Annotated in this window: 24 protein-coding genes and 2 pseudogenes; 21 read left to right on the top strand and 5 right to left on the bottom strand. The window is 71.8% G+C overall.

What is annotated here, in order from left to right; all coding sequences use genetic code 11:
* The first annotated feature begins 5 nt into the window (after positions 1–5).
* The 7 genes and pseudogenes from ruvC to QUE38_RS00165 all read left to right on the top strand — a co-directional run bounded on the left by ruvC (position 6) and on the right by QUE38_RS00165 (position 7,886).
* Positions 6–605, top strand: a complete 600-nt coding sequence (gene ruvC / locus QUE38_RS00195; protein ID WP_286309560.1) for a crossover junction endodeoxyribonuclease RuvC — start codon at positions 6–8, stop codon at positions 603–605.
* On the top strand, positions 602–1,222 hold the full coding sequence (ruvA, locus tag QUE38_RS00190) for a Holliday junction branch migration protein RuvA (RefSeq protein WP_286309559.1): 621 nt from the start codon (positions 602–604) through the stop codon (positions 1,220–1,222). The genes ruvC and ruvA overlap by 4 nt, the downstream gene beginning before the upstream one ends.
* Complete coding sequence (gene ruvB / locus QUE38_RS00185) at positions 1,219–2,250, top strand: Holliday junction branch migration DNA helicase RuvB (protein WP_286309558.1); 1,032 nt, start codon at positions 1,219–1,221, stop codon at positions 2,248–2,250. The genes ruvA and ruvB overlap by 4 nt, the downstream gene beginning before the upstream one ends.
* 101 nt (positions 2,251–2,351) lie before the next feature.
* Entirely contained in the window at positions 2,352–2,732 is a 381-nt protein-coding gene (gene yajC, locus QUE38_RS00180; RefSeq protein WP_286309556.1) for a preprotein translocase subunit YajC, read from the top strand.
* 59 nt (positions 2,733–2,791) lie between these two features.
* Positions 2,792–4,530: pseudogene (gene secD / locus QUE38_RS00175) on the top strand (protein translocase subunit SecD).
* Complete coding sequence (secF, locus tag QUE38_RS00170) at positions 4,530–5,546, top strand: protein translocase subunit SecF (protein ID WP_286309553.1); 1,017 nt, start codon at positions 4,530–4,532, stop codon at positions 5,544–5,546. The pseudogene secD and the gene secF overlap by 1 nt, the downstream one beginning before the upstream one ends.
* Before the next feature lie 78 nt (positions 5,547–5,624).
* Positions 5,625–7,886 (top strand): RelA/SpoT family protein, encoded by a 2,262-nt coding sequence (locus tag QUE38_RS00165; protein ID WP_433996928.1) that lies wholly within the window; start codon positions 5,625–5,627, stop codon positions 7,884–7,886.
* On the opposite strand, the gene QUE38_RS00160 is transcribed toward QUE38_RS00165, so the two are convergent.
* From QUE38_RS00160 to QUE38_RS00150, 3 genes are all read right to left on the bottom strand, one after another.
* On the bottom strand, positions 7,865–8,449 hold the full coding sequence (locus QUE38_RS00160) for a hypothetical protein (protein WP_286309552.1): 585 nt from the start codon (positions 8,447–8,449) through the stop codon (positions 7,865–7,867). The two genes, QUE38_RS00165 and QUE38_RS00160, sit on opposite strands and share 22 nt — an antisense overlap.
* 97 nt (positions 8,450–8,546) lie before the next feature.
* Complete coding sequence (locus QUE38_RS00155) at positions 8,547–9,779, bottom strand: DUF349 domain-containing protein (RefSeq protein WP_286309551.1); 1,233 nt, start codon at positions 9,777–9,779, stop codon at positions 8,547–8,549.
* Positions 9,780–9,866: 87 nt separating this feature from the next.
* The gene (locus tag QUE38_RS00150) at positions 9,867–10,661 is read right to left on the bottom strand and encodes a peptidylprolyl isomerase (protein WP_286309550.1); all 795 of its coding nucleotides are present in this window, start codon (positions 10,659–10,661) and stop codon (positions 9,867–9,869) included.
* 103 nt (positions 10,662–10,764) lie between these two features.
* On the opposite strand from QUE38_RS00150, the gene QUE38_RS00145 reads away from it, so the two are divergent.
* The 14 genes and pseudogenes from QUE38_RS00145 (at position 10,765) to QUE38_RS00080 (ending at position 23,933) form a co-directional block, all read left to right on the top strand.
* Entirely contained in the window at positions 10,765–12,186 is a 1,422-nt protein-coding gene (locus QUE38_RS00145) for a replication-associated recombination protein A (RefSeq protein WP_286309571.1), read from the top strand.
* A 202-nt stretch (positions 12,187–12,388) separates the two neighbouring features.
* The gene (gene rpsD / locus QUE38_RS00140; RefSeq protein WP_281886458.1) at positions 12,389–13,018 is read left to right on the top strand and encodes a 30S ribosomal protein S4; all 630 of its coding nucleotides are present in this window, start codon (positions 12,389–12,391) and stop codon (positions 13,016–13,018) included.
* A 167-nt stretch (positions 13,019–13,185) separates the two neighbouring features.
* The gene (locus QUE38_RS00135) at positions 13,186–13,470 is read left to right on the top strand and encodes a hypothetical protein (protein WP_286309548.1); all 285 of its coding nucleotides are present in this window, start codon (positions 13,186–13,188) and stop codon (positions 13,468–13,470) included.
* Between the two features lie 61 nt (positions 13,471–13,531).
* A complete protein-coding gene (gene alaS / locus QUE38_RS00130; protein WP_286309547.1) occupies positions 13,532–16,186 on the top strand; it encodes an alanine--tRNA ligase in 2,655 nt (884 codons plus the stop codon).
* Positions 16,187–16,188: 2 nt separating this feature from the next.
* Positions 16,189–16,658, top strand: a pseudogene (gene ruvX / locus QUE38_RS00125) (Holliday junction resolvase RuvX).
* A gap of 75 nt (positions 16,659–16,733) precedes the next feature.
* Positions 16,734–18,065: an endolytic transglycosylase MltG gene (gene mltG, locus QUE38_RS00120; protein WP_286309570.1), complete on the top strand. Its 1,332-nt coding sequence runs from the start codon at positions 16,734–16,736 to the stop codon at positions 18,063–18,065.
* Entirely contained in the window at positions 18,058–18,912 is an 855-nt protein-coding gene (locus QUE38_RS00115; RefSeq protein ID WP_286309545.1) for a shikimate dehydrogenase, read from the top strand. The genes mltG and QUE38_RS00115 overlap by 8 nt, the downstream gene beginning before the upstream one ends.
* Positions 18,913–18,917: 5 nt before the next feature.
* Positions 18,918–20,138, top strand: coding sequence for a chorismate synthase (aroC, locus tag QUE38_RS00110; RefSeq protein ID WP_286309544.1), 1,221 nt, complete (start codon positions 18,918–18,920; stop codon positions 20,136–20,138).
* Complete coding sequence (locus QUE38_RS00105) at positions 20,131–20,646, top strand: shikimate kinase (RefSeq protein ID WP_286309543.1); 516 nt, start codon at positions 20,131–20,133, stop codon at positions 20,644–20,646. The genes aroC and QUE38_RS00105 overlap by 8 nt, the downstream gene beginning before the upstream one ends.
* Entirely contained in the window at positions 20,643–21,728 is a 1,086-nt protein-coding gene (aroB, locus tag QUE38_RS00100) for a 3-dehydroquinate synthase (RefSeq protein WP_286309542.1), read from the top strand. The genes QUE38_RS00105 and aroB overlap by 4 nt, the downstream gene beginning before the upstream one ends.
* 23 nt (positions 21,729–21,751) lie before the next feature.
* Positions 21,752–22,192 (top strand): type II 3-dehydroquinate dehydratase, encoded by a 441-nt coding sequence (locus QUE38_RS00095; protein ID WP_286309541.1) that lies wholly within the window; start codon positions 21,752–21,754, stop codon positions 22,190–22,192.
* Between the two features lie 99 nt (positions 22,193–22,291).
* The gene (efp, locus tag QUE38_RS00090) at positions 22,292–22,855 is read left to right on the top strand and encodes an elongation factor P (RefSeq protein WP_286309539.1); all 564 of its coding nucleotides are present in this window, start codon (positions 22,292–22,294) and stop codon (positions 22,853–22,855) included.
* Positions 22,855–23,268 (top strand): transcription antitermination factor NusB, encoded by a 414-nt coding sequence (gene nusB / locus QUE38_RS00085; RefSeq protein ID WP_286309538.1) that lies wholly within the window; start codon positions 22,855–22,857, stop codon positions 23,266–23,268. Before efp ends, nusB begins: the two co-directional genes overlap by 1 nt.
* The gene (locus QUE38_RS00080; RefSeq protein WP_286309536.1) at positions 23,265–23,933 is read left to right on the top strand and encodes a DsbA family protein; all 669 of its coding nucleotides are present in this window, start codon (positions 23,265–23,267) and stop codon (positions 23,931–23,933) included. Before nusB ends, QUE38_RS00080 begins: the two co-directional genes overlap by 4 nt.
* On the opposite strand, the gene QUE38_RS00075 is transcribed toward QUE38_RS00080, so the two are convergent.
* Together QUE38_RS00075 and QUE38_RS00070 are read right to left on the bottom strand one after the other, a co-directional pair.
* Positions 23,920–24,444 (bottom strand): glycosyltransferase, encoded by a 525-nt coding sequence (locus QUE38_RS00075; protein WP_286309535.1) that lies wholly within the window; start codon positions 24,442–24,444, stop codon positions 23,920–23,922. The genes QUE38_RS00080 and QUE38_RS00075 overlap by 14 nt on opposite strands.
* Positions 24,435–25,217: a glycosyltransferase family protein gene (locus QUE38_RS00070; RefSeq protein WP_286309533.1), complete on the bottom strand. Its 783-nt coding sequence runs from the start codon at positions 25,215–25,217 to the stop codon at positions 24,435–24,437. Before QUE38_RS00070 ends, QUE38_RS00075 begins: the two co-directional genes overlap by 10 nt.
* Positions 25,218–25,258 lie beyond the last annotated feature (41 nt).

The raw sequence follows: 25,258 nt of genomic DNA, 5'->3' as shown, positions 1-25,258 counted from the left end.
CCGTCATGCGCGTGCTCGGCATCGACCCGGGGCTCACCCGGTGCGGTGTCGGCGTCGTCGATGTCGCTCCCGACCGGCGGGCGACGCTCGTCGACGTGGTGGTGCTGCGTTCGCCGGCCGACCTGGCGATCGAGCGGCGCCTGCTGCGCATCGCGGAGGGGCTCGACGCGATCCTCGAGGAGCACCGGCCGCATGCCGTCGCGCTGGAGCGCGTGTTCGCGCGCAGCGACGTCTCGACGATCATGGGGACCGCGCAGATCTCGGGCGTCGCGATGCACTTGGCGGCCAGGCGCGAGCTCACCGTCGCCCTGCACACGCCCAGCGAGGTGAAGGCCGCGATCACGGGGTACGGGCGGGCCGACAAGAAGCAGGTCGGCGCGATGGTCGCGCGCATCCTCGGCCTGGAGACGCCGCCGAAGCCCGCGGATGCGGCGGACGCCCTCGCGCTCGCGATCTGCCACGCGTGGCGGTCGGGGCCGGGATCCGGAGCGGCGGCCGGCGGCTCGTCCGACGTGGACGCGGGAGCGACGCCGGCGCAGAAGGCGTGGCTCGCCGCGGAGCGTGCCGCGAAGACGTCGGGGGCCGCACGTAGTCTGAAGCCGTGATCTCCTCGCTCAGTGGAACGGTGCTCGCGGCAGCCGGCGGTTCGGTCGTGATCGACGTCGGCGGCGTCGGGTTCTCCGTCGCGACGACGCCGGCCCTCGCCCTCGGGGCACGCGAGGGGGAGACGCTCCGGGTGCACACCGCGCTCATCGTGCGGGAGGACGCGCTCTCCCTGTTCGGGTTCGCCACGATCGAGGAGCTGCAGGTCTTCGACCTGCTCATCGGCGTCACCGGCGTCGGGCCGAAGTCCGCGCTCGGGGTGCTGTCGGCGCTCTCGCCCGAGCAGGTCGCGCAGGCGGTCGCGAACGAGGACGACGCTGCCTTCCGCAAGGTCAGCGGCATCGGCCCCAAGACCGCGAAGCTCATCGTCGTGTCGCTCACCGGCAAGCTCGTGGTCACCGCTCCGCCCGTCACCGCGGTGCCGTCGGTGCAGGCCACCGCCGGCGACGACGTGCTCGCGGCGCTGACCGGTCTCGGCTGGCCCGAGAAGGCGGCCCAGCAGGCCCTGGCCGACACGCTGGCCGAGGCATCCGACTCCGATGCGGCATCCGTGCCCGTGCTGCTGCGACTCACGCTCGCCCGGCTCGGCCCGGCGCAGCACGCGGGGAGGGCCTCGTGAGCGACCCCGGCGTCGACCTGACGAGCCCCGAGCTCGCGAACGAGGCCGAGCTGGCCTTCGAGGGCGCACTCCGGCCGCGCAGCCTCGGCGAGTTCGTCGGCCAGCCGCGCGTGCGCGGCCAGCTCCAACTGCTGCTCACCGCCGCGCAGATGCAGCAGCGCACGCCCGACCACATCCTGCTGGCCGGCCCGCCGGGGCTGGGCAAGACGACGCTCGCCATGATCGTCGCCCACGAGGGTGGCCGGCCGCTCCGCATGTCGAGCGGCCCGGCGATCCAGCACGCGGGCGACCTCGCGGCGATCCTGTCGTCGCTCGTGCCCGGCGAGGTGCTGTTCATCGACGAGATCCATCGCATGGCGCGCTCGGCCGAGGAGATGCTGTACCTCGCGATGGAGGACTTCCGCATCGACATCATGGTCGGGAAGGGCGCCGGCGCGACGAGCGTCCCGCTCGACCTGGCGCCGTTCACGCTCGTCGGAGCGACCACCCGATCCGGCCTGCTGCCGAATCCGCTGCGCGACCGGTTCGGATTCACCGCGCACCTCGAGTTCTACGGCGAGGACGAGCTGCGCGAGGTGCTCGGCCGCGCGGCGGCCATGCTCGGGCTCGACGTCGACGGCGAGGCGCTGGCCGAGATCGCCGGACGCTGCCGCGGCACGCCGCGCATCGCGAACCGGCTGCTCCGACGCGTGCGCGACTACGCGCTCGTGCACGGCGGGCGCGCCGACCTCGACGCCGTGCGCGCGGCGCTGGAGCTCTACGACGTCGACGAGCTCGGCCTCGACCGGCTCGACCGCGCGGTCATCGAGGCGATCCTCACGCGCTTCGGCGGCGGGCCCGTCGGGCTGAACACCCTCGCGGTGTCGGTCGGCGAGGAGGCCGAGACCATCGAGTCGGTGGTCGAGCCGTTCCTGGTGCGCATCGGCCTGCTCACCCGCACGCCGCGCGGGCGCGTGGCGAGTCCCGCCGCGTGGCGGCACCTCGGTCTCAGCAGTCCCGCCGCAGGGCTGCCACTCGATGACCTATAATCCTTGGAGGCTTCGGCCCACCCCACCAGCGCGCAGGCCCTGAACCCGCGCGTCCGCAGACTTGGCACGACCGCGTCGTCGTGCACCGGAGGCACCCCCAGATGGATCCGTTCACACTCATCATGCTCGCCGTCCTGGCGCTGCTCATCTTCTTCATGTTCCGCAACTCGCGCAAGCGTGCCGCGGAGCAGCGTGAGCTGCAGGCGAAGGTGGCGACCGGTGCGACGGTGATGACGAACTTCGGGGTGTACGGCACGATCCTGTCCATCGACGAGGAGGAGAACCAGGTCCTGCTCGAGTCGAGCCCCGGCACCGTGCTCACGGTGCACCGCCAGACCATCAACCGCGTCGTGGCGCCCGCACCGGGCTCCGAGGACGAGGAGCTGGAGCCGGCGGACGGCGAGCCGGAGTTCGGCGAGCGGGTCGACGAGTCGGATGCGTCGCCGGAGGCCGGCACCGAGCCGAAGAAGTCGGACGACTAGGACCCTCGACACCACACGTCCGCGTCGAGCGACGCGAACGTGCAGAGAAAGCGGAATTCGTGGCTGCACCCTCCAAGCGGTCGTCCCGGCCGACCAGCGTCCGGAAGGCCTGGCGCTCCCTCAGCTGGCTCGGCGCACTGATCGTCGCGCTCATCGCGATCAACACCGCCGGCGTCCTCTGGGCCGGCGGCTCGTGGACCCCAAGCTCGCGCTCGACCTCGAGGGCGGCACGCAGATCATCCTCGAGCCCGAGCTCGCCGAGGGGCAGACCGTCTCGGGCGAACAGCTCGACCAGGCGGTCTCGATCCTCCGCCAGCGCGTGGACGCGTCGGGCGTCTCCGAGGCCGAGATCACGACGCAGGGCGACCGCAACATCGTCGTCGCGATCCCGGGCGAGCTCGACGACGAGACCCGCCAGCGCATCGAGTCGTCGGCGAAGCTCGAGCTGCGCCCGGTGATCCTCGCCGACGTCGCCTCGACCGAGTCGGTCGAGCCGACCGACGAGGCCGACGAGGAGGCCACGGACGACGCGGAGGCGACCGAGACGCCCGAGCCGACCGACGCGAGCGACCCCGCCTGGGTCACCGACGAGCTGCAGGCCGAGTACGACTCGTTCGACTGCGCCTCGATCGACGAGGCCGAGGCGAACCGCCACCCGGCGGACGAACCGCTCGTCACGTGCGACACCACGAACACGTTCAAGTACCTGCTCGGCCCGGTCGAGGTGAGCGGCGAGAACATCGTCGACGCCACCAACGGCATGGTCCAGAGCTCCACCGGCGTCTCGACCGGCACCTGGGCCGTCAACCTGCGCTTCGACGAGCAGGGCACCGAGGACTTCGCCGAGGTGAGCACGCGCCTGTTCGGCCTCGAGTCGCCGCGCAACCAGTTCGCGTTCGTGCTCGACGGCCGCATCATCTCGGCTCCGAGCATGAACGGCATCATCACCGACGGGCGCCCGCAGATCACGGGCAGCTTCACGCAGGAGTCGTCGAAGGCACTGGCCGACCAGCTGAAGTTCGGCGCGCTGCCGATCAGCTTCACGGTGCAGAGCTCCGACACGATCTCGGCGACGCTCGGTTCGTCCCAGCTGCAGAGCGGCCTGATCGCCGGCCTGATCGGCCTGATCCTGGTCGTGATCTACACGCTGTTCCAATACCGGGCGCTCGCGTCGGTGACGATCGCGTCACTCGTCGTGGCCGGTGTCATCACGTACCTCTCGATCACGATCCTGTCCTGGTACCAGGGCTACCGGCTCTCGCTCGCGGGCGTCGCCGCGCTCATCGTGGCGATCGGCTTCACGGCGGACTCGTTCATCGTGTACTTCGAACGCGTCCGCGACGAGTTGCGCGACGGGCGCGCCCTCGTCGGCGCCGTCGAGGCCGGCTGGAAGCGGGCGCTCCGCACGGTCATCGCGTCGAAGGCCGTCAACCTGCTCGCCGCGATCGTGCTGTTCATCTTCGCGGTCGGCAGCGTGCGCGGGTTCGCGTTCACCCTCGGTCTCACGACGATCATCGACGTGATCGTGGTGATCCTGTTCACCCACCCGATGCTGCAGCTGCTCGCGCAGACCCGGTTCTTCTCGAGCGGCCACTCGTGGTCGGGCCTCGACCCGACGGCGCTCGGTGCCGTCTACCGCGGCCGTGCCGAGTTCCGGAAGCCCGCCGCCAACGTGACCAAGACCAAGGTCGCATCGAGCACGCGCGAGGCGCAGCGCCGGCAGACGATCGCCGAGCGCAAGGCGGCCGAGCTCGCCGCCGTCGGCGACACGCCCTCGAACGAGGGGAAGGACTCCTGATGGCCAGTCGGCTCACCACCTTCGGCAACGACCTCTACACGGGGAAGCGCTCGTTCAACTTCGTCGGCGGTCGCCGCAAGTGGTACGCGATCGCGGCGGTGCTGATCATCCTCTCGGTGCTCGTGCCCGTCTTCCGCGGCTTCAACTTCGGCATCGAGTTCCGCGGCGGTTCGCAGTTCCTCATCTCGAACGTGGCCGAGGCCACGCAGCAGCCCGCGATCGACGCGGTGGCGTCGGTCGTCCCCGACGCCGTCGCCCGTGTGACGATCGTCGGCGACGACGGCGTGCGCGTGCAGACCGACCAGCTCGAGGCCGCCGAGACCCGCGAGGTCACCACGGCCCTCGCCGAGGCGTACGACGTGCCCGAGTCGGAGATCACGTCGTCGTTCGTCGGCGCGAGCTGGGGCGAGGACGTCACGCGCCAGGCCATCATCGGACTCATCGCGTTCCTGTTGTTCGCGGCGATCTTCATGGCGCTGTACTTCCGCACCTGGAAGATGTCGGCGGCGGCCATCCTGTCGCTCTTCGCCGACCTGGTGGTGACGGCGGGCATCTACGCGGCCAGCGGGTTCGAAGTGTCGCCGGCCGCCATGATCGGCCTGCTCACGATCCTCAGCTACTCGCTCTACGACACGGTCGTGGTGTTCGACAAGATCCGCGAGAACACCTCCTGGGAGGGCGACGAGTCCCGGCGCACGTTCCCGGAGTCCGTCAACCTCGCGGTCAACCAGACCCTCGTCCGCTCGATCAACACGAGCGTGGTGGCGGCGCTGCCGGTCGCGGCGATCCTCTTCATCGGCGCGTTCGTGCTCGGTGCGGACACGCTGCGCGACATCTCCCTCGCCCTGCTCATCGGCATCCTCGTCGGCACCTGGTCGACTGTGTTCATCGCGGCGCCCATGTACTCGCAGTTCCGCGAGGGCGAGCCGGCGATCAAGCGCCACGACGAGCGCGTCCTGAAGGAGCGCGGCCAGGCGACCGGCTCGCAGGAGGAGCCCGCGGCGGTGGGTTCCTGACCGGCGCCCGCGCCCGTCGCGCGCCCGCGTTCGTCGTCGCCGCGCCGCAGCGGTGATAATGAAGGCGGAGGTGGTGCGATGGTGAGCGAGTCACCCGTCGCGACGGGCAACCCGTCGCTGCGCCGCCTCGTGCCGCGCATCTTCTCGAAGGCGCAGCCCTCGGGGGCGGTCGACACGCTGCTGCGCACGGTGCGGATGCACCACCCGAAGGCCGACCTGGCCGTGATCGAACGCGCTCACGCGATCGCGGAGCGCGCGCACGACGGCCAGAAGCGCAAGAGCGGCGAGCCGTACATCACGCACCCGATCGCGGTGGCGCAGATCCTCGCCGACCTCGGCATCGGCTCGAAGACGGTGGCCGCAGCCCTGCTGCACGACACCGTCGAGGACACCGAGTACCGCCTCGACGAGCTGCGCGACGACTTCGGCGACGAGATCGCCATGCTCGTCGACGGCGTGACCAAGCTGGACAAGGTCAAGTACGGCGACTCGACGCAGGCCGAGACCGTCCGCAAGATGATCGTCGCGATGTCGAAGGACATCCGCGTGCTCATCATCAAGCTGGCCGATCGCCTGCACAACGCGCGCACGTGGGGCTTCGTGCCAGCGGCATCCGCCACCCGCAAGGCCACCGAGACGCTCGAGATCTACGCGCCGCTTGCACATCGGCTCGGCATCCAGACCATCAAGTGGGAGCTCGAGGACCTGAGCTTCGCCGTGCTCTACCCGAAGCTGTACGCCGAGATCGAGAGCCTCGTGCGGCAGCGCACCCCGCAGCGCGAGGAGTTCGTCCAGACCGTCATCGACCTGGTCAACGACGACCTGAAGGCGGCGCGCATCCGCGGCAAGGTGGTCGGCCGGCCGAAGCAGTACTACTCGATCTACCAGAAGATGATCGTGCGCGGGCGCGAGTTCGACGAGATCTACGACCTCGTGGGCATCCGGGTGCTCGTGAACTCGGTGCGCGACTGCTACGCCGTGCTCGGCGCCATCCACGCGCGCTGGACGCCGCTGCCGGGCCGGTTCAAGGACTACATCGCGACGCCCAAGTTCAACCTGTACCAGTCGCTGCACACGACCGTGATCGGCCCCAAGGGCCGCGCGGTCGAGATCCAGATCCGCACCCACGAGATGCACCAGCGCGCCGAGTACGGCGTGGCCGCGCACTGGAAGTACAAGGAGCAGGTCAACGGCAAGGCGACCGACCAGAAGGCGGTCGGCGACGCCGACATGGCGTGGCTCGCGCACATCTCGGACTGGCAGGCGGAGACCGCCGACCCGGGCGAATTCCTCGACTCGCTGCGCTACGAGATCGGCGCGAAGGAGGTCTACGTCTTCACGCCGAAGGGCCGGGTGATCGGTCTCCCGGCCGGCGCGACCCCGATCGACTTCGCCTACGCCGTGCACACCGAGGTCGGGCACCGCACGATGGGCGCCAAGGTCAACGGCCGGCTCGTGCCACTCGAGACGCAGCTCACGAGCGGCGACGTGGTCGAGGTCTTCACGTCGAAGAACCCGGACTCCGGCCCCAGCCAGGACTGGCTGAACTTCGTGAAGTCGCCCCGCGCGCGCAACAAGATCCGCCAGTGGTTCACGAAGGAGCGCCGCGACGAGGCGATCGAGCAGGGGCGCGACTCGATCGCGCGGGCGATGCGCAAGCAGAACCTGCCGCTGCAGAAGCTCATGGGCCAGGACTCGTTCGCCGAGGTCGCCGCCCAGTTGCGCTACGACGACGTCAGCGCGCTCTACGCGGCCGTGGGCGAGGGGCACATCTCGACCCAGTCGGTGCTCGAGAAGGTCATCTCCCTCGTGCGCGACGAGGACGAGGACGAGACCCCAGACGTCCCGCTCGCGAACATGCCTCGCCCGTCGTCGGTGTCGCGCACGTCCGACTCGGGCGTGCTCGTGCGCGGTGCGCCCGACATCCTCGTCAAGCTCGCGCGCTGCTGCACGCCCGTGCCCGGCGACGAGATCGTCGGCTTCATCACGCGCGGCTCCGGCGTCTCGGTGCACCAGGCATCGTGCCACAACGTGCAGGGCCTGCTGCGCGAGCCCGAGCGCATGATCGACGTCGAGTGGGCGCCGAGCTCGAAGGGCGTCTTCCTGGTGCAGATCCAGATCGAGGCGCTCGACCGCGGCGGCCTGCTCTCCGACGTCACGCGCGTGCTCAGCGAGCACCACGTGAACATCCTGTCGGCCACCGTCTCCACGTCGTCCGATCGCCTCGCGATCAGCAAGTTCGTCTTCGAGATGGGCGATACGACCCACCTCGACCGCGTGCTGAACGCGGTGCGTCGCATCGACGCGGTCTACGACGTCTACCGCGTGAGCGACGGCTGAGGCGACACCGCTTCGTCGGCGCGCTCGAGGGCCTCGGCCACGCGGGCCAGCACGATCCGCTTGCCGGGCAGCCGGCGTCGGGCGTCGACCCGTGCGCGGAACTCGGCGAGCCCGATCCCGGCGTCGGCGAGCAACCGGACCGCGGCGGCACGATGCGCGGGGAGGTCGGGCGCCGAGCGCAGGAGGTCGAAGGCCGTGCGCTCGGGGGTCGTGGCCGACGCCGGGCCCCACCGCACGACCTCGGCCTCGTCGAGCTGCAGTTCGCTCAACTCGCAGCGCACGGCCGGGTCGTTGCCGCGTCGCGCCCCGATCCGCACGCACACCTGCGGCACCGGGGGAGCGGCCGGGATCGCACCGTGCACCCACGCCGCGGTCATCCGTGCGGCGATGACGTCGCGGCCCACGGCCAGGCGCACCGAGCGCGCACGCTGCTCGGGGCGGTCGGGCTCGTCGATGGGCGCCCAGCCCGCCGGCAGCGCCATCACCTCGCCGTCGATGCGCAGGGCGCACAGCTCCGCGAGCGGGAGGTCGTCGGCGGACAGCAGGGAGGGGAGCCGGCTCATGCCCTCATCGTGGCGCGCCGGCACGCTCGCGGCTCGGTCGGTCGCCCGCCTGTGGAGAGTCGACCGGTGACGCGCCTGTGGAGGAGCCGGCGCGCGGTCAGCCCGAGATGGCCTTGAGCCACGCCTTCCGGGCCGAGAGCGCCTCCTCGGCCTCCGTGACCGCCTTCTTGTCCTTCCGCGAGCGCGCGTCCTCGAGGTCCGCCTCGAGCTGCTCGATGGCCTCCTCGAGCTGACCGGCGAGTCCCTCGGAACGCGCCTTCTTCTCGGGGTCCTCGCGCTCCCAGCGCTCGTCCTCGAGCGCGCGCACGGCGTTCTCGATCTTCCGCAGCCGGTCCTCGACCGTGCGCAGCTGCGCACGGGGCACCTTGCCGATGTCGTCCCAGCGGCGCTGCAGGTCGGTGAGGGTCGCGCGCGCCTTCGCGGCATCCGTCGCCTTCAGCAGCGGCTCGGCCTCGTCGAGCAGCGCGAGCTTCGCGGTGAGGTTCTGCTCGAACTCGGCGTTCTCGGCCGCATCGACCTCGGCCTTCGCCTGGAAGAGCACGTCGCCCGCGGTCTTGAACCGGGCCCAGAGCGCGTCGTCCTGCTTCTTGCCCGCGCGGCCGGCGCGCTTCCACTCGTCGAGCAGGTTGCGGTACTCGGGGATGCCGTCGGCGCCCCGTGGCGCGAGCTGCTCCGCGCGCTCGATCAGCCGCTGCTTCGCGGCGCGCACCTCGCGGTGCGAGGCGTCGAGTTCGGCGAAGAACGCCTTGCGGTGGGTCTCCACGGTGGACCGGGCGGTGCGGAACCGCTTCCAGAGCTCGTTGGCCTGCCCCTTGGGGAGCCGAGGCCCCTCCTGCTGGTGCTGCTGCCAGCGTGCGAAGAGCGAGTCGAGTGTCGCGGTCGCCTGCTTCCACTGCGTCTTGGCGGGGTCGGCGGCGGCGAGGGCCTCGGCCTCCTCGACGATCGCGGTGCGCTCGGCGATGGCCGCCTCGAGTGCCTCGGCGGCCTCGGCCTTCTGCTGCTCGGTCTGCTCGCCGACGGTGCCCGACAGGGCCTCCAGCCGGCTGCGCAGCGATGCGAGGTCGCCGACCGCGTTCGCCTCGGCGACGGTCTCCTGAAGGTGGGCGACGGCCTTCGCGACGTCGGCGGCGGACGCGCCGGCGCGCGAGCGCTGCTCGAGCAGGGTCACCTGCCCCGCGAGGTCGGAGTACTTGCGCTCGAAGTAGGCGAGCGCCTCCTCGGGGGTGCCGTCGGGGTACTGGCCGACGGCGCGCTCGCCGTCACCGTCCGTGACGTACACGGTGCCGGTCTCGTCGACGCGACCCCACTGCTGCTGATCTGATTGAGACACGGCCTCACCTTGTCGGAACTCCCGGCGCCGCAGGAGCGGCGACGCCGGCATCCAGCCTATTGCACCGCCACGGCGCGGTTTTCGACGTTACTCGATCGTGAACGCGGTGATCGTCGTCGGCACCGCCGGGGCGCCGTCGGTCGCCCCGCCCTCGGCGCCCGCGTCGGTGACGGACGCCCGCAGGTCGTCGAGCCCGTCGGTCACCCGGCCGATGACGGTGTACCCGCCGGCCTCGTCGGGGGTGAGCGTCGTGTCCTCGTAGACGATGAAGAACTGGCTGCCGTGGCTGTACCCGTCGAACGACTGCCGCGCCATGGCGATGGTGCCCGCGGGGTAGAGGCCGTCCTCGGGGTCGTTCTCGATCGGCCCGTAGCTGTAGCCGGGCCCGCCCGTGCCGTCGCCGACGGGGTCGCCGCACTGGAGCACCCAGATGGTTCCGGCGGTGAGCCGGTGGCAGGAGAGGCCGTCGTAGAAGCCGGACTGGATGAGCGAGACCTCGGATGCCACGGCCTGGGGCGCCGCCGCGCCGTCGAGCTCGACCGCGAGCTCCACGTCGTCGTTCAGCTCGAGCACGCCCGTCCAGGTGCGACCCTCGGCGAGGTCGGGCGAGGGCACGTCGCCGACGTTCTCGCCCTCGGCTGCGGTCTCGGTCGGCGCGTCGGTGGCCTCGGCGGCGTCGGCCTCGACCGGTGCGCCCGGACCGACGGAGAAGTACGCGATCTGCGCGACGGTCGCGAGCACCAGGACCACGACGAGCGCGGCGCCCGCGATCCAGTTGTCGCGCACGCGGCGTCGTTCCTTGTGCTCGTGCACGTGGCGCCGTGCGCGATAGGCGCGGAGGCGCTCCCGCTCGACGCGTTCCTGCGTGTTCTTCGCTGCCACGGCGCTCCTCGTGCTCGACGGTCCGGATGCACTCTAGGCGAGGCATCCGCACGTGGCCAAGCGGGCCGGGCCCCGCGTCGGCGGCCGCCGTTACGCTGGTCGCATGGTCGAGTCCGCCCCGGGGCTGCGCTCCGGCGCGACGCCCCTCGCCGTGCGCATGCGTCCGACGAGCCTCGACGAGGTCGCCGGCCAGCGGCACCTGCTGACCCCCGGTTCGCCGCTCGTCGCGCTCGCGGACGACGCCTCCGGGCGATCGGGATCGGTGTCGGTCATCCTGTGGGGCCCGCCCGGCACCGGCAAGACGACGCTCGCCCAGGCGATCGCGCGCTCCTCGGGCCGGCGGTTCGTGGAGCTCTCCGCCGTGTCGGCGGGCGTGAAGGACGTGCGGCAGGTGATGGAGGAGGCGCGCTCCAGCCGCGACCTGTACGGCGTCTCGACCGTGCTCTTCCTCGACGAGATCCACCGCTTCACGAAGGCGCAGCAGGACGCGCTGCTGCCGGGGGTCGAGAACGGCTGGGTCATCCTGGTGGCGGCGACCACCGAGAATCCGTCGTTCTCCGTGGTCTCCCCGCTGCTGTCGCGCTCGCTGCTGCTGACCCTCGAGCCGCTCGACGACGACGACCTCGGCGTGCTCGTCGACCGCGCGGTGGTCGACCCGCGCGGGCTCGCCGACCGCATCGTGCTCGACCCCGAGGCGCGCGCTGCGCTCATCCGTCTCGCGTCGGGCGACGCCAGACGCGCACTGACGGCGCTCGAGGCCGCATCTGTCACGGCTGCGAGCGAGCGCGCGGCGGAGGCATCCGTCGCCGATGACGACGACGAAGACGAGGACGAGGGCGAGACGGATGCCCCCGAGTCGACCGGCCCCGACGAGGACGCCCCGGAGGCCCGACCGGTCATCACCGCCGAACTCGTTGCACGCGCCGTCGACCGCGCGCTGCTGCGCTACGACCGCAACGGCGACGAGCACTACGACGTGATCAGCGCGTTCATCAAGTCGGTGCGCGGGTCCGACGTCGACGCCGCGCTGCACTACCTCGCGCGCATGATCGAGGCGGGGGAGGACCCGCGCTTCATCGCACGGCGGATCATCGTGCTCGCCTCGGAGGACATCGGCATGGCCGACCCGCAGGCGCTCCAGGTCGCGGTCGCCGCAGCCGACGCCGTGCAGTACATCGGCATGCCCGAGGGGCGCATCCCGCTGGCGCAGGCGGTCGTGCACCTGGCCACCGCGCCGAAGTCGAACGCGGCCTACCTCGGCATCGACCGGGCGATCGCCGACGTGCGCGCCGGGCACGCCGGCCCGGTGCCGAAGCACCTGCGCGACGCGCACTATCCGGGAGCGAAGCGCCTCGGCCACGGGAAGGGGTACCGGTACCCGCACGACGAGCAGGCCGGCGTCGTGCGCCAGGACTACCTGCCCGAGGGGCTCGAGCGCGCCCGCTACTACGTGCCCGGCGACCACGGCAACGAGCGCGAGATCGCCGCGCGCCTCGAGCGCCTGCTGAAGATCGTCCGGGGATGACGGGCCCGGTGCAGGCGGGGCATCCGCTTCGTGCTACCATCGATGCGGCCTGAAGCCAGGTCTCAGCGAGCGGCTGCGCGGAGATCCACGGCGAACGGATGCGACCTGTAGCCGGTCGCCCCCAGGCGAATCCCTCATACTTCCCTCCCGTGCGTCGCGCCCGGGAGTCCAACACGTACGAGCATCCCTCCGAAAGGAACCCGTGTCCACCACGTCACGCACCCGCAGCAAGACCCGCCTCTCGCGCGCCCTCGGCATCCCGCTGACCCCCAAGGCCGCGCGCCACATGGAGAAGCGCCCCTACGCACCGGGCGAGCACGGCCGCACCAAGCGCAAGGCCGACTCCGACTACGCCATCCGCCTCCGCGAGAAGCAGCGCCTCCGGGCCCAGTACGGCATCCGCGAGAAGCAGCTCCGCATCGCCTACAACGAGGCGAAGCGCACCGAGGGCGCCACCGGTGAGAACCTCGTCGAGCTCCTCGAGATGCGCCTCGACGCACTCGTGCTGCGCGCCGGCTTCGCCCGCACCATGGCGCAGGCCCGCCAGTTCGTCGTGCACCGCCACATCCTCGTCGACGGCAAGCTCGTCGACCGCCCCTCGTTCCGCGTGAAGCCGGGCCAGACCATCGGCGTCAAGACCCGCTCCGAGGGCACCGAGCCCTTCCAGGTCGCGGCCGCCGGCGGTCACGTCGACGTGCTCCCCAAGACCCCGGGCTACCTCGAGGTCGAGCTCGACAAGCTGCAGGCGAAGCTCGTGCGTCGCCCGAAGCGCGCCGAGGTCCCCGTGACCTGCGAGGTTCAGCTGGTCGTCGAGTACTACGCGGCTCGCTGACCGACGCGTCTCCCGAAGGGGTCGTGGCCTGCGCCACGGCCCCCTTCGTCGTCTCCGTAACCCATCGAACGCGGGTGTGCAACCCGGTCGGCACGCGGATCGACGCCACTAGACTGGTCGTCGGCGCGCCGCGTCGCAGGCACACGAGCAGCAGTGAAGGAGACACTATGAAGAGCATCCTCTGGTTCACCGTCGGCGTCGCGGCCGGCTTCGTCGCCGCGCACCAGGTCAACAAGACCCAGCAGGGCCAGGAGTTCTTCGCCACCGTCGATGCACGGGCGAAGGAGTTCGGCAAGGCCGTCGCGGACGGATACCACGCTCGCGAGTCCGAGCTGCGCGCGATGGTCGACGACGTCATGTCGAACGCCAAGGACGCCGCGGACGACGTCGCCGAGCAGGTCGCGGATGCGGCCGAGGATGTCGCCGAGGCCGCGAAGGACGCCAAGTCCTAGGCGAGCGCCGCCGCACCATCACGCCCGCGCGAGCGGGTGACGCACACCCCTGAACGGAACCATGCAGACTGCCGACATCCGCCAGCGCTGGCTGGACTTCTTCGCCCAGCGCGGCCACACCGTCGTCCCCTCCGCCTCCCTGGTGAGCGACGATCCGACCCTGATGTTCACGGTCGCCGGCATGGTGCCGTTCGTCCCGTACCTGACCGGCGTCGTGCCGGCACCGTACCCGCGGGCCACGAGCGTGCAGAAGTGCATCCGCACGAACGACATCGAGGAGGTCGGGCGCACGCCGCGCCACGGCACCTTCTTCCAGATGAACGGCAACTTCTCGTTCGGCGACTACTTCAAGGAAGGCGCGATCGGGTACGCCTGGGAGCTGCTGACCGCATCGGAGTCCGACGGCGGCTACGGGTTCGACGAGCGCGACCTGTGGGTCACGGTCTACAAGGACGACGACGAGGCCATCGAGCTCTGGAAGCGGATCGCCGGGCTGCCCGACGACCGCATCCAGCGCCTCGACAAGGACACGAACTACTGGTCCACCGGCCAGCCCGGCCCGGCGGGTCCGTGCTCGGAGATCTTCTTCGACCGCGGACCCGCGTACGGCGTCGACGGCGGCCCGGCCACCGACGACGACCGGTACGTGGAGATCTGGAACCTCGTCTTCATGCAGTACCTCATCGAGGACGTGCGGTCGAAGACCGACTTCCGCATCGTCGGCGAGCTGCCGAAGAAGAACATCGACACGGGCATGGGCCTCGAGCGCGTCGCGTTCCTCAAGCAGGGCGTCGACAACATGTACGAGATCGACCAGGTGCGCCCGGTGCTCGACGCCGCGGCGGAGCTGTCGGGCCGGCGCTACGGCGCCGACCACGAGGACGACGTGCGCATGCGCGTGATCGCCGACCACGTGCGCTCGTCCCTCATGCTCATGAGCGACGGCGTCGCGCCGTCGAACGAGGGTCGCGGCTACATCCTGCGACGCCTGCTGCGGCGTTCGATCCGCGCGATGCGCCTGCTCGGCGTCGATGCGCCGACGTTCGGCACGCTGTTCGGCGCGTCGCGCGACGCCATGAAGGCCGCGTACCCCGAGGTCGAGCACGACTACGGGCAGATCTCGCAGCTCGCCCTCGGCGAGGAGGAGACGTTCCTGCGCACGCTCTCGGCGGGCACGTCGATCCTCGACCTCGCGGTCGGGTCGACCAAGGAGGCGGGGAGCACGGCGCTGCCGGGCGACACGGCCTTCCTGCTGCACGACACGTACGGCTTCCCGATCGAGCTCACGCTCGAGATGGCGGACGAGGCAGGCCTCTCGGTCGACCGGGACGCCTTCGACACGCTGATGGCCGAGCAGCGCTCGCGCGCCAAGGCCGATGCGAAGTCGAAGAAGAAGGCCCTGGCCGACCTGTCGGTGTACGCCGACCTGCGCGCCAAGGGCGAGACCGTGTTCACGGGCTACACCGACCTGACGACCGAGTCGTCGGTGCTCGGCCTGCTCGTGGACGGTCGGCCGGTGCCGGTCGCGTCCGCCGGGCAGACCGCGGAGGTCGTGCTCGCGGAGACGTCGCTCTACGCCGAGTCCGGCGGACAGGCCGCCGACCAGGGACTGATCGTCGGGGACGGCTTCGAGCTGAAGGTGCTCGACGTGCAGAAGCCCGTGAAGGGCCTCATCAGCCACACCGTGGAGGTCGTCAGCGGCCAGGTCGCGGCGGGAGACCGTGCGACCACGCTGGTCGACGAGTCGTACCGTCGCGGCGCGACGCAGGCGCACTCGGGCACGCACATCATCCACGCGGCGCTCCGACAGGTGCTCGGACCCAATGCGCACCAGTCGGGCTCGTTCAACAAGGCGGGCTACCTGCGCCTCGACTTCGGCTGGAACAGTGCGCTCTCGCCCGAGACGCGCAGCGAGATCGAGGAGATCTCGAACAACGCCGTGCGCGACAACCTCGAGGTCGTCACGCGCGAGATGCCGCTCGCCGAGGCCAAGGAGCTCGGCGCGATGGCGCTGTTCGGCGAGAAGTACGGCGACACCGTGCGCGTCGTCGACATCGGCGGCCCGTGGTCGCGCGAGCTCTGCGCCGGCACGCACGTGCGCACCAGCGCCGAGATCGGAATGATCAACCTGATCGGCGAGTCGTCGGTCGGTTCCACGAACCGACGCGTCGAGTCGCTCGTCGGCATCGACGCGTTCCGCCGGTTCGCGGCCGAGCGCGCGCTCGTCTCCGAGCTCACGAGCAACCTCAAGACTCCGCAGGACCAGCTGGTCGCACGGGTGGACGAGCTCGTGCAGTCGCTCAAGACCGCGGAGAAGCGCATCGCGCAGTACGAGGCGCGGGCGCTCGGCGACCGCATCCCGTCGATCGCCGAGAAGGTCGCGCGCGTGGGGGAGACCCGCCTCGTCGCGGAGGACCTCGGCGAGCTCGGCTCGGGCGACGACCTGCGCATGCTCGCGACGGGCGTGCGCGAGAGGCTCGGCACGGATGCCGCGGTCGTGGCGCTCACCGCGGTCGTGAAGTCCCGCCCGGTGGCGATCGTCGCCACGAATCCCGCGGCACGTGAGCAGGGCCACAAGGCGGGCGCGCTCGCCAAGCAGATGGCCGGCGTGCTCGGCGGTGGCGGCGGCGGCAAGGACGACCTCGCGCAGGGCGGCGGCCAGGACGCCTCGGCCATCCCCGCGGCGCTCGAGGCCGTGCGCCGGGCGATGGCGTGACCCTGCGCCCCGGAGTGCGGCTCGGCGTCGACGTCGGCAGGGCGCGAGTGGGCGTGGCACGCTGCGACCCGCACGCCATGCTGGCGACGCCGGTCGAGACCGTGGCGCGCGACGACGAGGGCGGCGCCGACGTGCGCCGCATCGTCGCGCTCGCGGACGAGCTCGAGGCGATCGAGATCGTCGTCGGGCACCCCTGTCGATGTCGGGCCGGGCGACGGCGTCGACCGACGACGCGGTGGCGTTCGCGGGGCGGTTGGCCGAGGCATCCGCCGCCCCCGTGCGCCTCGTCGACGAGCGTCTCTCGACGGTCTCCGCCCACTCGGCGCTGCGCAGCGCCGGGAAGCGCACGAAGCAGCACCGTCCGGTCGTCGATCAGGTCGCGGCCGTTATCATTCTGCAACATGCCCTCGACGCCGAGCGGAGTGCACCCACCCCGCCCGGAACGATCGTCGACCCGAACGAAGGACGCTGAACCCGTGTCATTCCCCCGCCGAGCGATGGCCGTCGCGGCCGGTCGCAGCACGACGACGGGCTCGACTGGGACCACGTGCTCACCGGGCAGTCCGGCTCGGGGGCGGGTCGCGACGACGCCCGGCAGGCGCCGCCGCCCGCGCAGGCGTCCGAGGGAGCGCCGATGACGCGCCGGGAGATGCGCGAGGCGGAGGCCGCGGCGGCGGCCGCGCGCAGCCGGAAGGCGGCGAACTCGCGCCGCGCGGCCCGCGAGCAGTCGGCGGCCGAGCCGCGCACCGCGTCGCGACGCACCGTCACCGAGGAGCCCGGTCCGCTCGAGTTCGGCGACGACCACGAGACCGCGCCGCGCAGGCGCGGCGGCTGGGGCTGCCTCATCGTGCTGCTCGTGATCGTCGGCGTGCTGGTCGGCGGGTACTTCGCCGTGCAGGCGCCGCTCGCGGCGTTCATGGAGCGGTTCGAGCCCGCCCCCGACTACTCGGGCAGCGGCACCGGCGAACTGGTCTTCATGATCGAGGACGGCGACACCGGCGAGGACATCGCGCGCAACCTGCACGACCAGGGCGTGACGGCCTCGTTCGACGCCTTCTACGACCTGATCCTCGAGCAGAACCCCACGTTCTTCCCCGGCGCCTACCAGCTCGCGAGCGAGATGAGCGCGCAGTCCGCGCTCGACGCGCTGCTCGACGAGGGCAACCGGCTCGAGAACACCTTCGTCATCACCGAGGGGATGTGGGCGGAGAACGCCCTCGCCGCCGCCTCGCAGGGCACGGGCATCCCCGTCGACGAACTCCAGGCCGCCGCAGCCGACCCCGCCGCGCTCGGCCTGCCGTCGGAGGCGACCACCGTCGAGGGCTTCCTCTTCCCGGCGACGTACACCTTCGGGCCCGACGCGACGGCCGACGAGGTGATCCGCACGCTCGTGGACCGCCAGTTCCAGGCGCTCGACGAGGCGGGCGTGCCCGAGGAGGATCGCTGGGAGACGATCATCATCGCCTCCATGCTCGAGCGCGAGGCCGGCCTGCGCGAGGACTACTACAAGGTGTCGCGGGTCATCCAGAACCGCCTCTCCGACGCGTCGCCGACGAACGGGCTGCTCCAGTTCGACTCCACGGTGCATTACGGCATCGGCGAGGACGGCGTGATCACCACCACCGACGCCGAGCGCGCCGACGCCTCGAACCCGTACAACTCGTACGTGCACCCGGGCCTGCCGCCGGGCCCGATCGGCAACCCTGGCGACCTCGGCATCGACGCGGCGCTCAACCCTGCCGACGGCACCTGGGTGTACTTCGTGACCGTCAACCTCGACACGGGCGAGACCGTGTTCAGCACGACGCTCGCCGAGCACGAGGCCGCCGTGCAGGACTACCTCGCCTGGCTCGCCGACCACCCCGAGTACGGTGGCTGAGCTGCTCCGAGGCCGGCGGCTCGCGGTGCTCGGGTCGCCGATCGTGCACTCGAAGAGCCCCGTGCTGCACCGGGCCGCCTACGAGACGCTCGGCCTGGACTGGACGTACGAGGTCATCGAGATGACCGGGGACGGCATCGCGCCGTTCGTGCACGCGCTGCGCGAGCCGTGGCGGGGCCTCTCGCTCACGATGCCGCTGAAGCGCGACGTCATTCCCGCGCTCGACGAGATCGACCGCGTCGCGCGGCTCACCAATGCCGTGAACACGGTGCTGTGCGCCGACGACGGGCGCCGGCTGGGGTTCAACACGGATGTCGCGGGCATCGTGCGAGCGCTGCGCGAGCGCGGCGTCGACGACGTGGGGCGGGCCGCGCTCATCGGCGCGGGAGCGACTGCGACGTCGGCGCTCGTCGCCCTCGCCGAGCTCGGTGCCGATCGGGTGGACGTCTACGCGCGCACGCCGGCGAAGGCGGCCGGCCTGATCGCGCTCGGCGAGCAACTGGACGTGACGGTGCATCCGCTGCCCATCGCCGACCTCGCCGCAGCCGGTGCGGTTCCACTCGTCGTGAGCTCGCTGCCCGGCGGGGCCGCGCCCGGCGTCCAGGTCGCCGACGCGATCGTGGCCGGATCGACGCTGTTCGACGTGGTCTACGCCCCGTGGCCCACGGCCACCTCGACGCTGTGGTCGGTTGCCGCGCGGCCGGTGATCTCCGGACTGCCGATGCTGTTGCACCAGGCGATCGTGCAGGTGCGCATCTTCGCGCTGGGCGACCCCGACGCGGTGCTGCCCGACGAGGATGCCGTCCTGCACGCGATGCGTCATGCGCTCGGCGACATGGGAGGATAGTCCCCATGCTTCGTTGGCTCACCGCGGGGGAATCGCACGGCCCCGAACTCGTCGCCGTCCTCGAAGGCCTCCCGGCAGGGGTGCCGGTGCTCCTCGACGACATCCGCTCCGACCTCGCCCGCCGCAAGCTCGGCTACGGCCGGGGCGCGCGCATGAAGTTCGAACAGGACGAGCTCGCGATCTCGGGCGGCGTGCGCCACGGGCAGAGCCTCGGCAGCCCGATCGCCCTGCGGATCGGCAACACCGAGTGGCCGAAGTGGACCGAGGTCATGAGCCCCGAGCCCGTCGACCCCGAGAAGCTCTCGCGCGGGCGCGGCGCGCCGCTCACCCGCCCACGCCCGGGCCACGCCGACCTCGTCGGCATGCAGAAGTACGGGTTCGACGAGGCCCGACCCGTGCTCGAGCGGGCGAGCGCCCGCGAGACCGCGGCGCGCGTCGCCCTGGGCGCCGTGGCACGGTCGTTCCTGTCGGAGCTCGGCATCGAGCTGGTCGCGCACACCATCGCCATCGGCCCGGTGCGCGTGCCGGAGGGGCGCCCGCTGCCCCAGCCCGGCGACGTCGACGAGCTCGACGCCGACCCGCTGCGCTGCTTCGACGCCGAGACCTCCGAGCGCATGGTCGCCGAGGTCGACCTCGCGCACAAGGAGGGCGACACCCTCGGCGGCGTGGTGGAGGTGCTCGCCTACGGCGTGCCGCCCGGGCTCGGCTCGCACGTGCACTGGGATCGCCGGCTCGACTCGCAGCTCGCCGCGGCGCTCATGGGCATCCAGGCGATCAAGGGGGTCGAGGTCGGCGACGGCTTCCTCACCACGACCCGGCGCGGGTCGGAGGCGCACGACGAGCTCGACCTCGACGACGGGCTCATCTCGCGCGTGAGCGACCGCGCGGGCGGCACCGAGGGCGGCATGTCGACCGGCACCGTGCTGCGCGTGCGCGCCGGCATGAAGCCCATCGCCACCGTGCCGCGGGCGCTCCGCACCGTCGACGTCGCCTCCGGCGAGGCCGCCACCGCGCACCACCAGCGCTCCGACGTGTGCGCCGTGCCCGCCTCGGGCGTGGTGGCGGAGGCCATGGTCGCGCTCACCCTCGCGAACGCCGTGCTCGAGAAGTTCGGCGGCGACTCGGTCGTCGAGACCGCGCGCAACCTGCGCGGCTACCTCGACGCGATCCCCGAGCGGCTCGCGACCCGCGTGGCATCCGCCGCGACCGTCGACGCGGATGCCTGAGCGGCCGCTCCCGCTCGTGCTCATCGGCCCGATGGGCTCCGGCAAGACCAAGCTGGGCCGCCGCGTCGCCGCGCGCCTCGAGCTGCCCTTCATCGACACCGACGCCGACGTCGTCGCCGCGCACGGGCCGATCCACGAGATCTTCGCGTCCGAGGGTGAGGCGGCGTTCCGGGCGAAGGAGCGTGCCGCGGTGGCGGCGGCCCTGCGCGAGCGCGCGGTCGTCTCGCTCGGCGGCGGCGCGGTGCTCGACCTCGAGACGCAGGGCGACCTGGCCGGGGCATCCGTCGTGCTGCTCCACGTCGACGCCCGCACGGTGGCGGCCCGACTCGGCGCGGCGGGTGCCCGCCGACCGTTGCTCGACGGCGGCGGCATCGAGACCTGGACGCGCATCGCGGCCGAGCGGAAGCCGGTCTACGACGCGCTGGCCGATCTGGTCGTCGACACGAACCAGGGCACGGCCGCCCAACTGGCCGACCTGATCTGCGACTGGTGGAGGAACGACGCGTGACCGACGAGACGACGACGATCCGGGTCGGCGGGGCCGACGACGGCTACGACGTGCGGGTGGGCCGCGGCATCACCGCCGACGGCGTGGCCGAGGCGCTGGGCGGCGGGGTGTCGAAGGTGCTCATGGTGCATCCGCCCACCCTCGGTGCGAAGGCGGCGGCACTGCGCGAGGCGCTGCTCGGGCGGTACGAGGTGCTGCTCGCCGAGGTGCCCGATGCCGAGGCGGGCAAGCGTGTCGAGGTCGCGGCGTTCTGCTGGCAGGTCATGGGCCAGGCCGACTTCACCCGCAGCGACGCGGTGATCGGGTTCGGCGGGGGAGCGGTGACCGACCTCGCCGGGTTCGTTGCGGCCACCTGGCTGCGCGGCGTGCGGCTCGTGCAGGTGCCGACCACCGTGCTCGGCATGGTCGACGCGGCCGTCGGCGGCAAGACCGGCATCAACACCGCCGAGGGCAAGAACCTCGTCGGCGCCTTCTACGCGCCGTCCGCGGTGCTCTGCGACCTCGACCACCTCGACACGCTCTCGCAGAACGAGATCCTCGCGGGCTTCGCCGAGATCGTGAAGGCCGGATTCATCCGCTACCCCGAGATCCTCGACGTCATCGAGGCGGATGCCGCGGTGGCGACCGATCCCGCGACGCCGGAGTTCCGCAGGGTCGTCGAGCTCGCGATCACCATGAAGGCCGAGGTCGTCAGCGAGGACTTCACCGAGCAGGGCCTCCGGGAGATCCTCAACTACGGCCACACCCTCGGTCACGCCATCGAGCACGCCGAGCGTTACCAGTGGCGCCACGGCGCGGCGGTCGCGGTGGGCATGATGTTCGCCGCCGAGCTGTCGCGGCTGGCCGGCCGCCTCTCCGACGACGTCGTCGACCGGCACCGTCGGGTGCTCGACCTGCTGAACCTGCCGACCACCTACCCGGTCGGCCGCTGGAACACGCTCCTCGCGACCATGCAGCGCGACAAGAAGGCCCGCGGCGCGATGCTGCGCTTCATCGTCCTCGACGACCTCGCGAAGCCCACCGTGCTCCAGGCGCCCGAGCAGTCGCTGCTGTTCGCGGCGTACCAGGAGATCGGTTCGTGAGCCACGTCGATAGGCTGACGAACATGACGACGGTGCTGGTGCTGAACGGACCCAACCTCGGCCGGCTCGGCACGCGCGAGCCCGAGGTCTACGGGTCGGCGACGCTCGATGACATCCGCGCCGGCCTCGAGGCATCCGCCCCCGCCGGCATCGCGCTCGAGCTGCGGCAGACCGACCACGAGGGCGAGCTGATCGGCTGGCTGCACGAGGCGGTCGACCGCGGCTGCCCCGTGGTGCTGAACCCCGCCGCGTTCACGCACTACAGCTACGGCATGCGCGACGCGGCCGCGATGGTCTCGAAGGCCGGCCTGCCGCTCATCGAGGTGCACCTGTCGAACCCGCACACGCGTGAGGCGTTCCGTGGCTACAGCGTCGTCTCCGAGATCGCGACCGGCGTGATCGCCGGGTTCGGGCCCGACTCGTACCGCCTCGCCATCGACCAGATCGGCCGCCTGATCGGGTGATGCATTGGGCCGTTGCGCGCCCCGGCGTCTAGACTGCTCTGCGGGCCGCGGCCGATTCGGCGCGCCCGCGGACTTCTCTATCGAAACGGAACATCACACATGGCGAGCACTGCGGACATCAAGAACGGCGTCGTCCTGAGCATCGACGGACAGCTCTGGACGGTGATCGAGTTCCAGCACGTCAAGCCCGGCAAGGGCGGCGCGTTCGTGCGCACCAAGCTGAAGAACGTCGTGAGCGGCAAGGTCGTCGACCGCACCTACAACGCCGGCGCGAAGGTCGACATCCAGAACGTCGACCGCCGCGACTACACGTACCTGTACAACGACGGCGAGAGCTTCGTGTTCATGGACGCCACCGACTACGACCAGGTCAACGTGACCGACACGGTCGTCGGCGACGCGAAGAACTACATGCTCGAGAACCAGCCGGTCACCATCGCAATGCACGACGGCAACCCGCTGTACCTCGACCTGCCGGCATCCGTCGTGCTCGAGATCACCTACACCGAGCCGGGCCTGCAGGGCGACCGCTCCACCGGCGGCACCAAGCCCGCCACGCTCGAGACCGGCTACGAGATCCAGGTGCCGCTGTTCCTCGAGACCGGCACCAAGGTCAAGGTCGACACCCGCACCGGCGACTACCTCGGACGCGTGAACGACTAGTGAGCGCCCGCACGAAGGCGCGCAAGCGCGCGCTGGACATGCTCTACGCGGCGGACCTCCGCGAGGTGCCGGTCGAGCGCGTGCTCGCCGACGAGGCGGAGCGTGCGGTCGGCGAGCCCGAGCGCCAGGCGTCGTGGCTGTACGCCCGCGAGATCGTCGACGGCGTCATCGACCACCGCGCCGAGATCGACGAGCTCATCACGTCGCACTCCCGCGGCTGGACCCTCGAGCGCATGCCCGCGATCGACCGCGCCGTGCTGCGCATCGGCGTGTGGGAGATCGTCTACAACGACGAGGTGCCCGACGGCGTGGCGATCTCCGAGGCCGTCGAGTCGGTCACGGTGCTCTCGACCGACGACTCGGCGGGCTTCGTGAACGGGCTGCTCTCGGCCGTGGCGGGGGACCGCTCGTGATCCGTCGCGTCGGAGCACTCGTCGGCGCCGCGGCGCTCGCGCTGGCGCTGGCCGGCTGCGCCGATCAGGGCACGGATGCCACGCCCACCGACCTCCCGACCGGAACGATCGGCGCGGCGCACCTCGACGAGCTCGCACTCGTCGTCGGCACCGGCGACATCCGCGTGGAGGCCTGGGTCGACCCGGCGTGCCCGCACTGCGCCGACTTCGAGGCCGAGGCCGGCGACACGCTGGCCGAGTTGGTCGACGACGGCACGATCACCTACGCGATCCACCCCATGAACTTCCTCGACCGGTCGAGCGAGACGGCGTACTCGTCGCGCGCCGGTTCGGCGATGACGTGCGTCGCCGCCGACGAGCCCGACGCGCTGCTGCCGATGGTCGCCGCGGTGTTCGAGAACCAGCCGTCGGATGCCGCCGGGCTCGACGACGACGCGCTCGCATCGCTCGCCGCGGACGCGGGTGCACCGGGCGCGGCCGACTGCATCGCCGCGAACACGTACGTCGACTGGGTGCAGGCGGTGAACGACGCCGCGCTGAACGGCCCGATCGAGGGCGCCGAGATCGAGCGCATCGAGGGCACGCCGACGCTGCTCGTCGACGGCGCGGTCTACACCGGCGCGTTCGACGCCGACGAGGTGCGCGCCTTCATCACCGGCGAGTGAGCCCGCCTGCACGCCGGTGCTCGATGAGCCCGAGCGTGTGCGCGACGACCTCGCGTGGGCCGTCGTGTGCGCGCAGGGCGCGACCGATCGCCGCGGCGCGCTCCCGGTAGCCGGGGTCGGCGGAGAGCCGTCGCCAGGCGCGCAGGATCGCCCGCGGCTTCGGTGTGCCGGTGCGCAGGTCGATGCCCGCACCGGCCCAGCCGATGCGTGCGGCGATCACCGGCTTGTCGATGTCGCCGCCCGCGACGATCAGCGGCACGCCGTGCGCGAGCGCGGCGAGCACCCCGCCCCATCCGCCGTTCGTGATCATCGCGTCGAGCCGCGGCAGCAGCGCCGCGTAGTCGACCAGCCCCGCGACATGCGCGTTCGGCGGGGCGGGGAACGGCAGCTCCGGCGCGTCGGCCCGACCCGTCGTGGCCACGATCGACACCGGTTGGCGCCCCAGGGCCGCGAACGTCGGCCGGATGAGGTCGTCCGGGTCGACGTTGAGCGTGCCCTGGGTCACGTGCACGATCGGCCGATCGTCGCGCAGGTCGGCCCACCACGCCGGCGGTGCCGGCCGGATCGACCCGGTGGGCGCGAGGGCGCCCACGAACTCGACGCGGACGGGCCACGAGCTGCGGGGGAACTCGAGTTCGGGCACCCCGGACGCGCAGACCAGGTCGGGGAGTGCCACGCTGCGTCGAGCGGCGCGTCGGTCGGCGGCAGGCCGAACGCCGCGCGCTGGGCGTCGTACGCCCGCCGCACGCCGCGTGAGAACGTCTCCAGCGCCGCGAAGAGCACGCGGTCGCGGAGGCGCCCGAGCGGACCGGTCGCGGGGAGCAGCGGGAGGATCGGCGGGGGCAGCTCCGGGGTCGGCATCGAGAGCGGGACGATGCTCACGGTGACCGACGGGGTGCCGAGGCGTTCCGCCACGAGGTGCGTGCCGAGGCTGAGCCCGTCGGCCACGATGACGTCCCACGGGCGCGCCGCGAACGCGCGGGCGAGGTCCTCGCCCTGCGCCGCCCCGGTGCCGACGAACAGGTGCTCGACGTTCGCGAGCAGCTGGCGCGGACCTTTGCGACCGCGGAGCGCGGGGAACGTGGCGGCGAGGTCGAGTTCGTCGAAGTCCGGGGCGGACTGCCAGGGCACCACCTCGGCGCCGAGGGCCGCGAACCGCTCGGCGTACGCACGGCCGGTGTAGACGCGCACGGCGTGGCCCGCCTCGACGAAGGCCTCGGCCACCGCGGCCAGCGGTGCGACATGCCCCGCGAAGGGCATCACCGCGATCATGACGTCTGCCATGGGTCATTGGAGCACGGCACGGGCCGCCGCCGCCAGAGCGC

The organism is Agromyces mangrovi (assembly GCF_030296695.1).
Lineage (GTDB): Bacteria > Actinomycetota > Actinomycetes > Actinomycetales > Microbacteriaceae > Agromyces > Agromyces mangrovi.
Note: the sequence above shows the minus strand (reverse complement) of the source record. Positions and strands in the feature narration are given on the sequence as shown.

Excerpts from the sequence above, each read along its gene's own strand:
- ruvC (WP_286309560.1), top strand. The coding sequence starts at position 6 with ATGCGCGTGCTCGGCATCGACCCGGGGCTCACCCGGTGCGGTGTCGGC.
- yajC (WP_286309556.1), top strand. The coding sequence starts at position 2,352 with ATGGATCCGTTCACACTCATCATGCTCGCCGTCCTGGCGCTGCTCATC.
- secF (WP_286309553.1), top strand. The coding sequence starts at position 4,530 with ATGGCCAGTCGGCTCACCACCTTCGGCAACGACCTCTACACGGGGAAG.
- QUE38_RS00165 (WP_433996928.1), top strand. The coding sequence starts at position 5,625 with ATGGTGAGCGAGTCACCCGTCGCGACGGGCAACCCGTCGCTGCGCCGC.
- QUE38_RS00160 (WP_286309552.1), bottom strand. The coding sequence starts at position 8,449 with ATGAGCCGGCTCCCCTCCCTGCTGTCCGCCGACGACCTCCCGCTCGCG.
- QUE38_RS00145 (WP_286309571.1), top strand. The coding sequence starts at position 10,765 with ATGGTCGAGTCCGCCCCGGGGCTGCGCTCCGGCGCGACGCCCCTCGCC.
- QUE38_RS00135 (WP_286309548.1), top strand. The coding sequence starts at position 13,186 with ATGAAGAGCATCCTCTGGTTCACCGTCGGCGTCGCGGCCGGCTTCGTC.
- alaS (WP_286309547.1), top strand. The coding sequence starts at position 13,532 with ATGCAGACTGCCGACATCCGCCAGCGCTGGCTGGACTTCTTCGCCCAG.
- aroC (WP_286309544.1), top strand. The coding sequence starts at position 18,918 with ATGCTTCGTTGGCTCACCGCGGGGGAATCGCACGGCCCCGAACTCGTC.
- QUE38_RS00105 (WP_286309543.1), top strand. The coding sequence starts at position 20,131 with ATGCCTGAGCGGCCGCTCCCGCTCGTGCTCATCGGCCCGATGGGCTCC.
- QUE38_RS00095 (WP_286309541.1), top strand. The coding sequence starts at position 21,752 with ATGACGACGGTGCTGGTGCTGAACGGACCCAACCTCGGCCGGCTCGGC.
- efp (WP_286309539.1), top strand. The coding sequence starts at position 22,292 with ATGGCGAGCACTGCGGACATCAAGAACGGCGTCGTCCTGAGCATCGAC.
- QUE38_RS00070 (WP_286309533.1), bottom strand. The coding sequence starts at position 25,217 with ATGGCAGACGTCATGATCGCGGTGATGCCCTTCGCGGGGCATGTCGCA.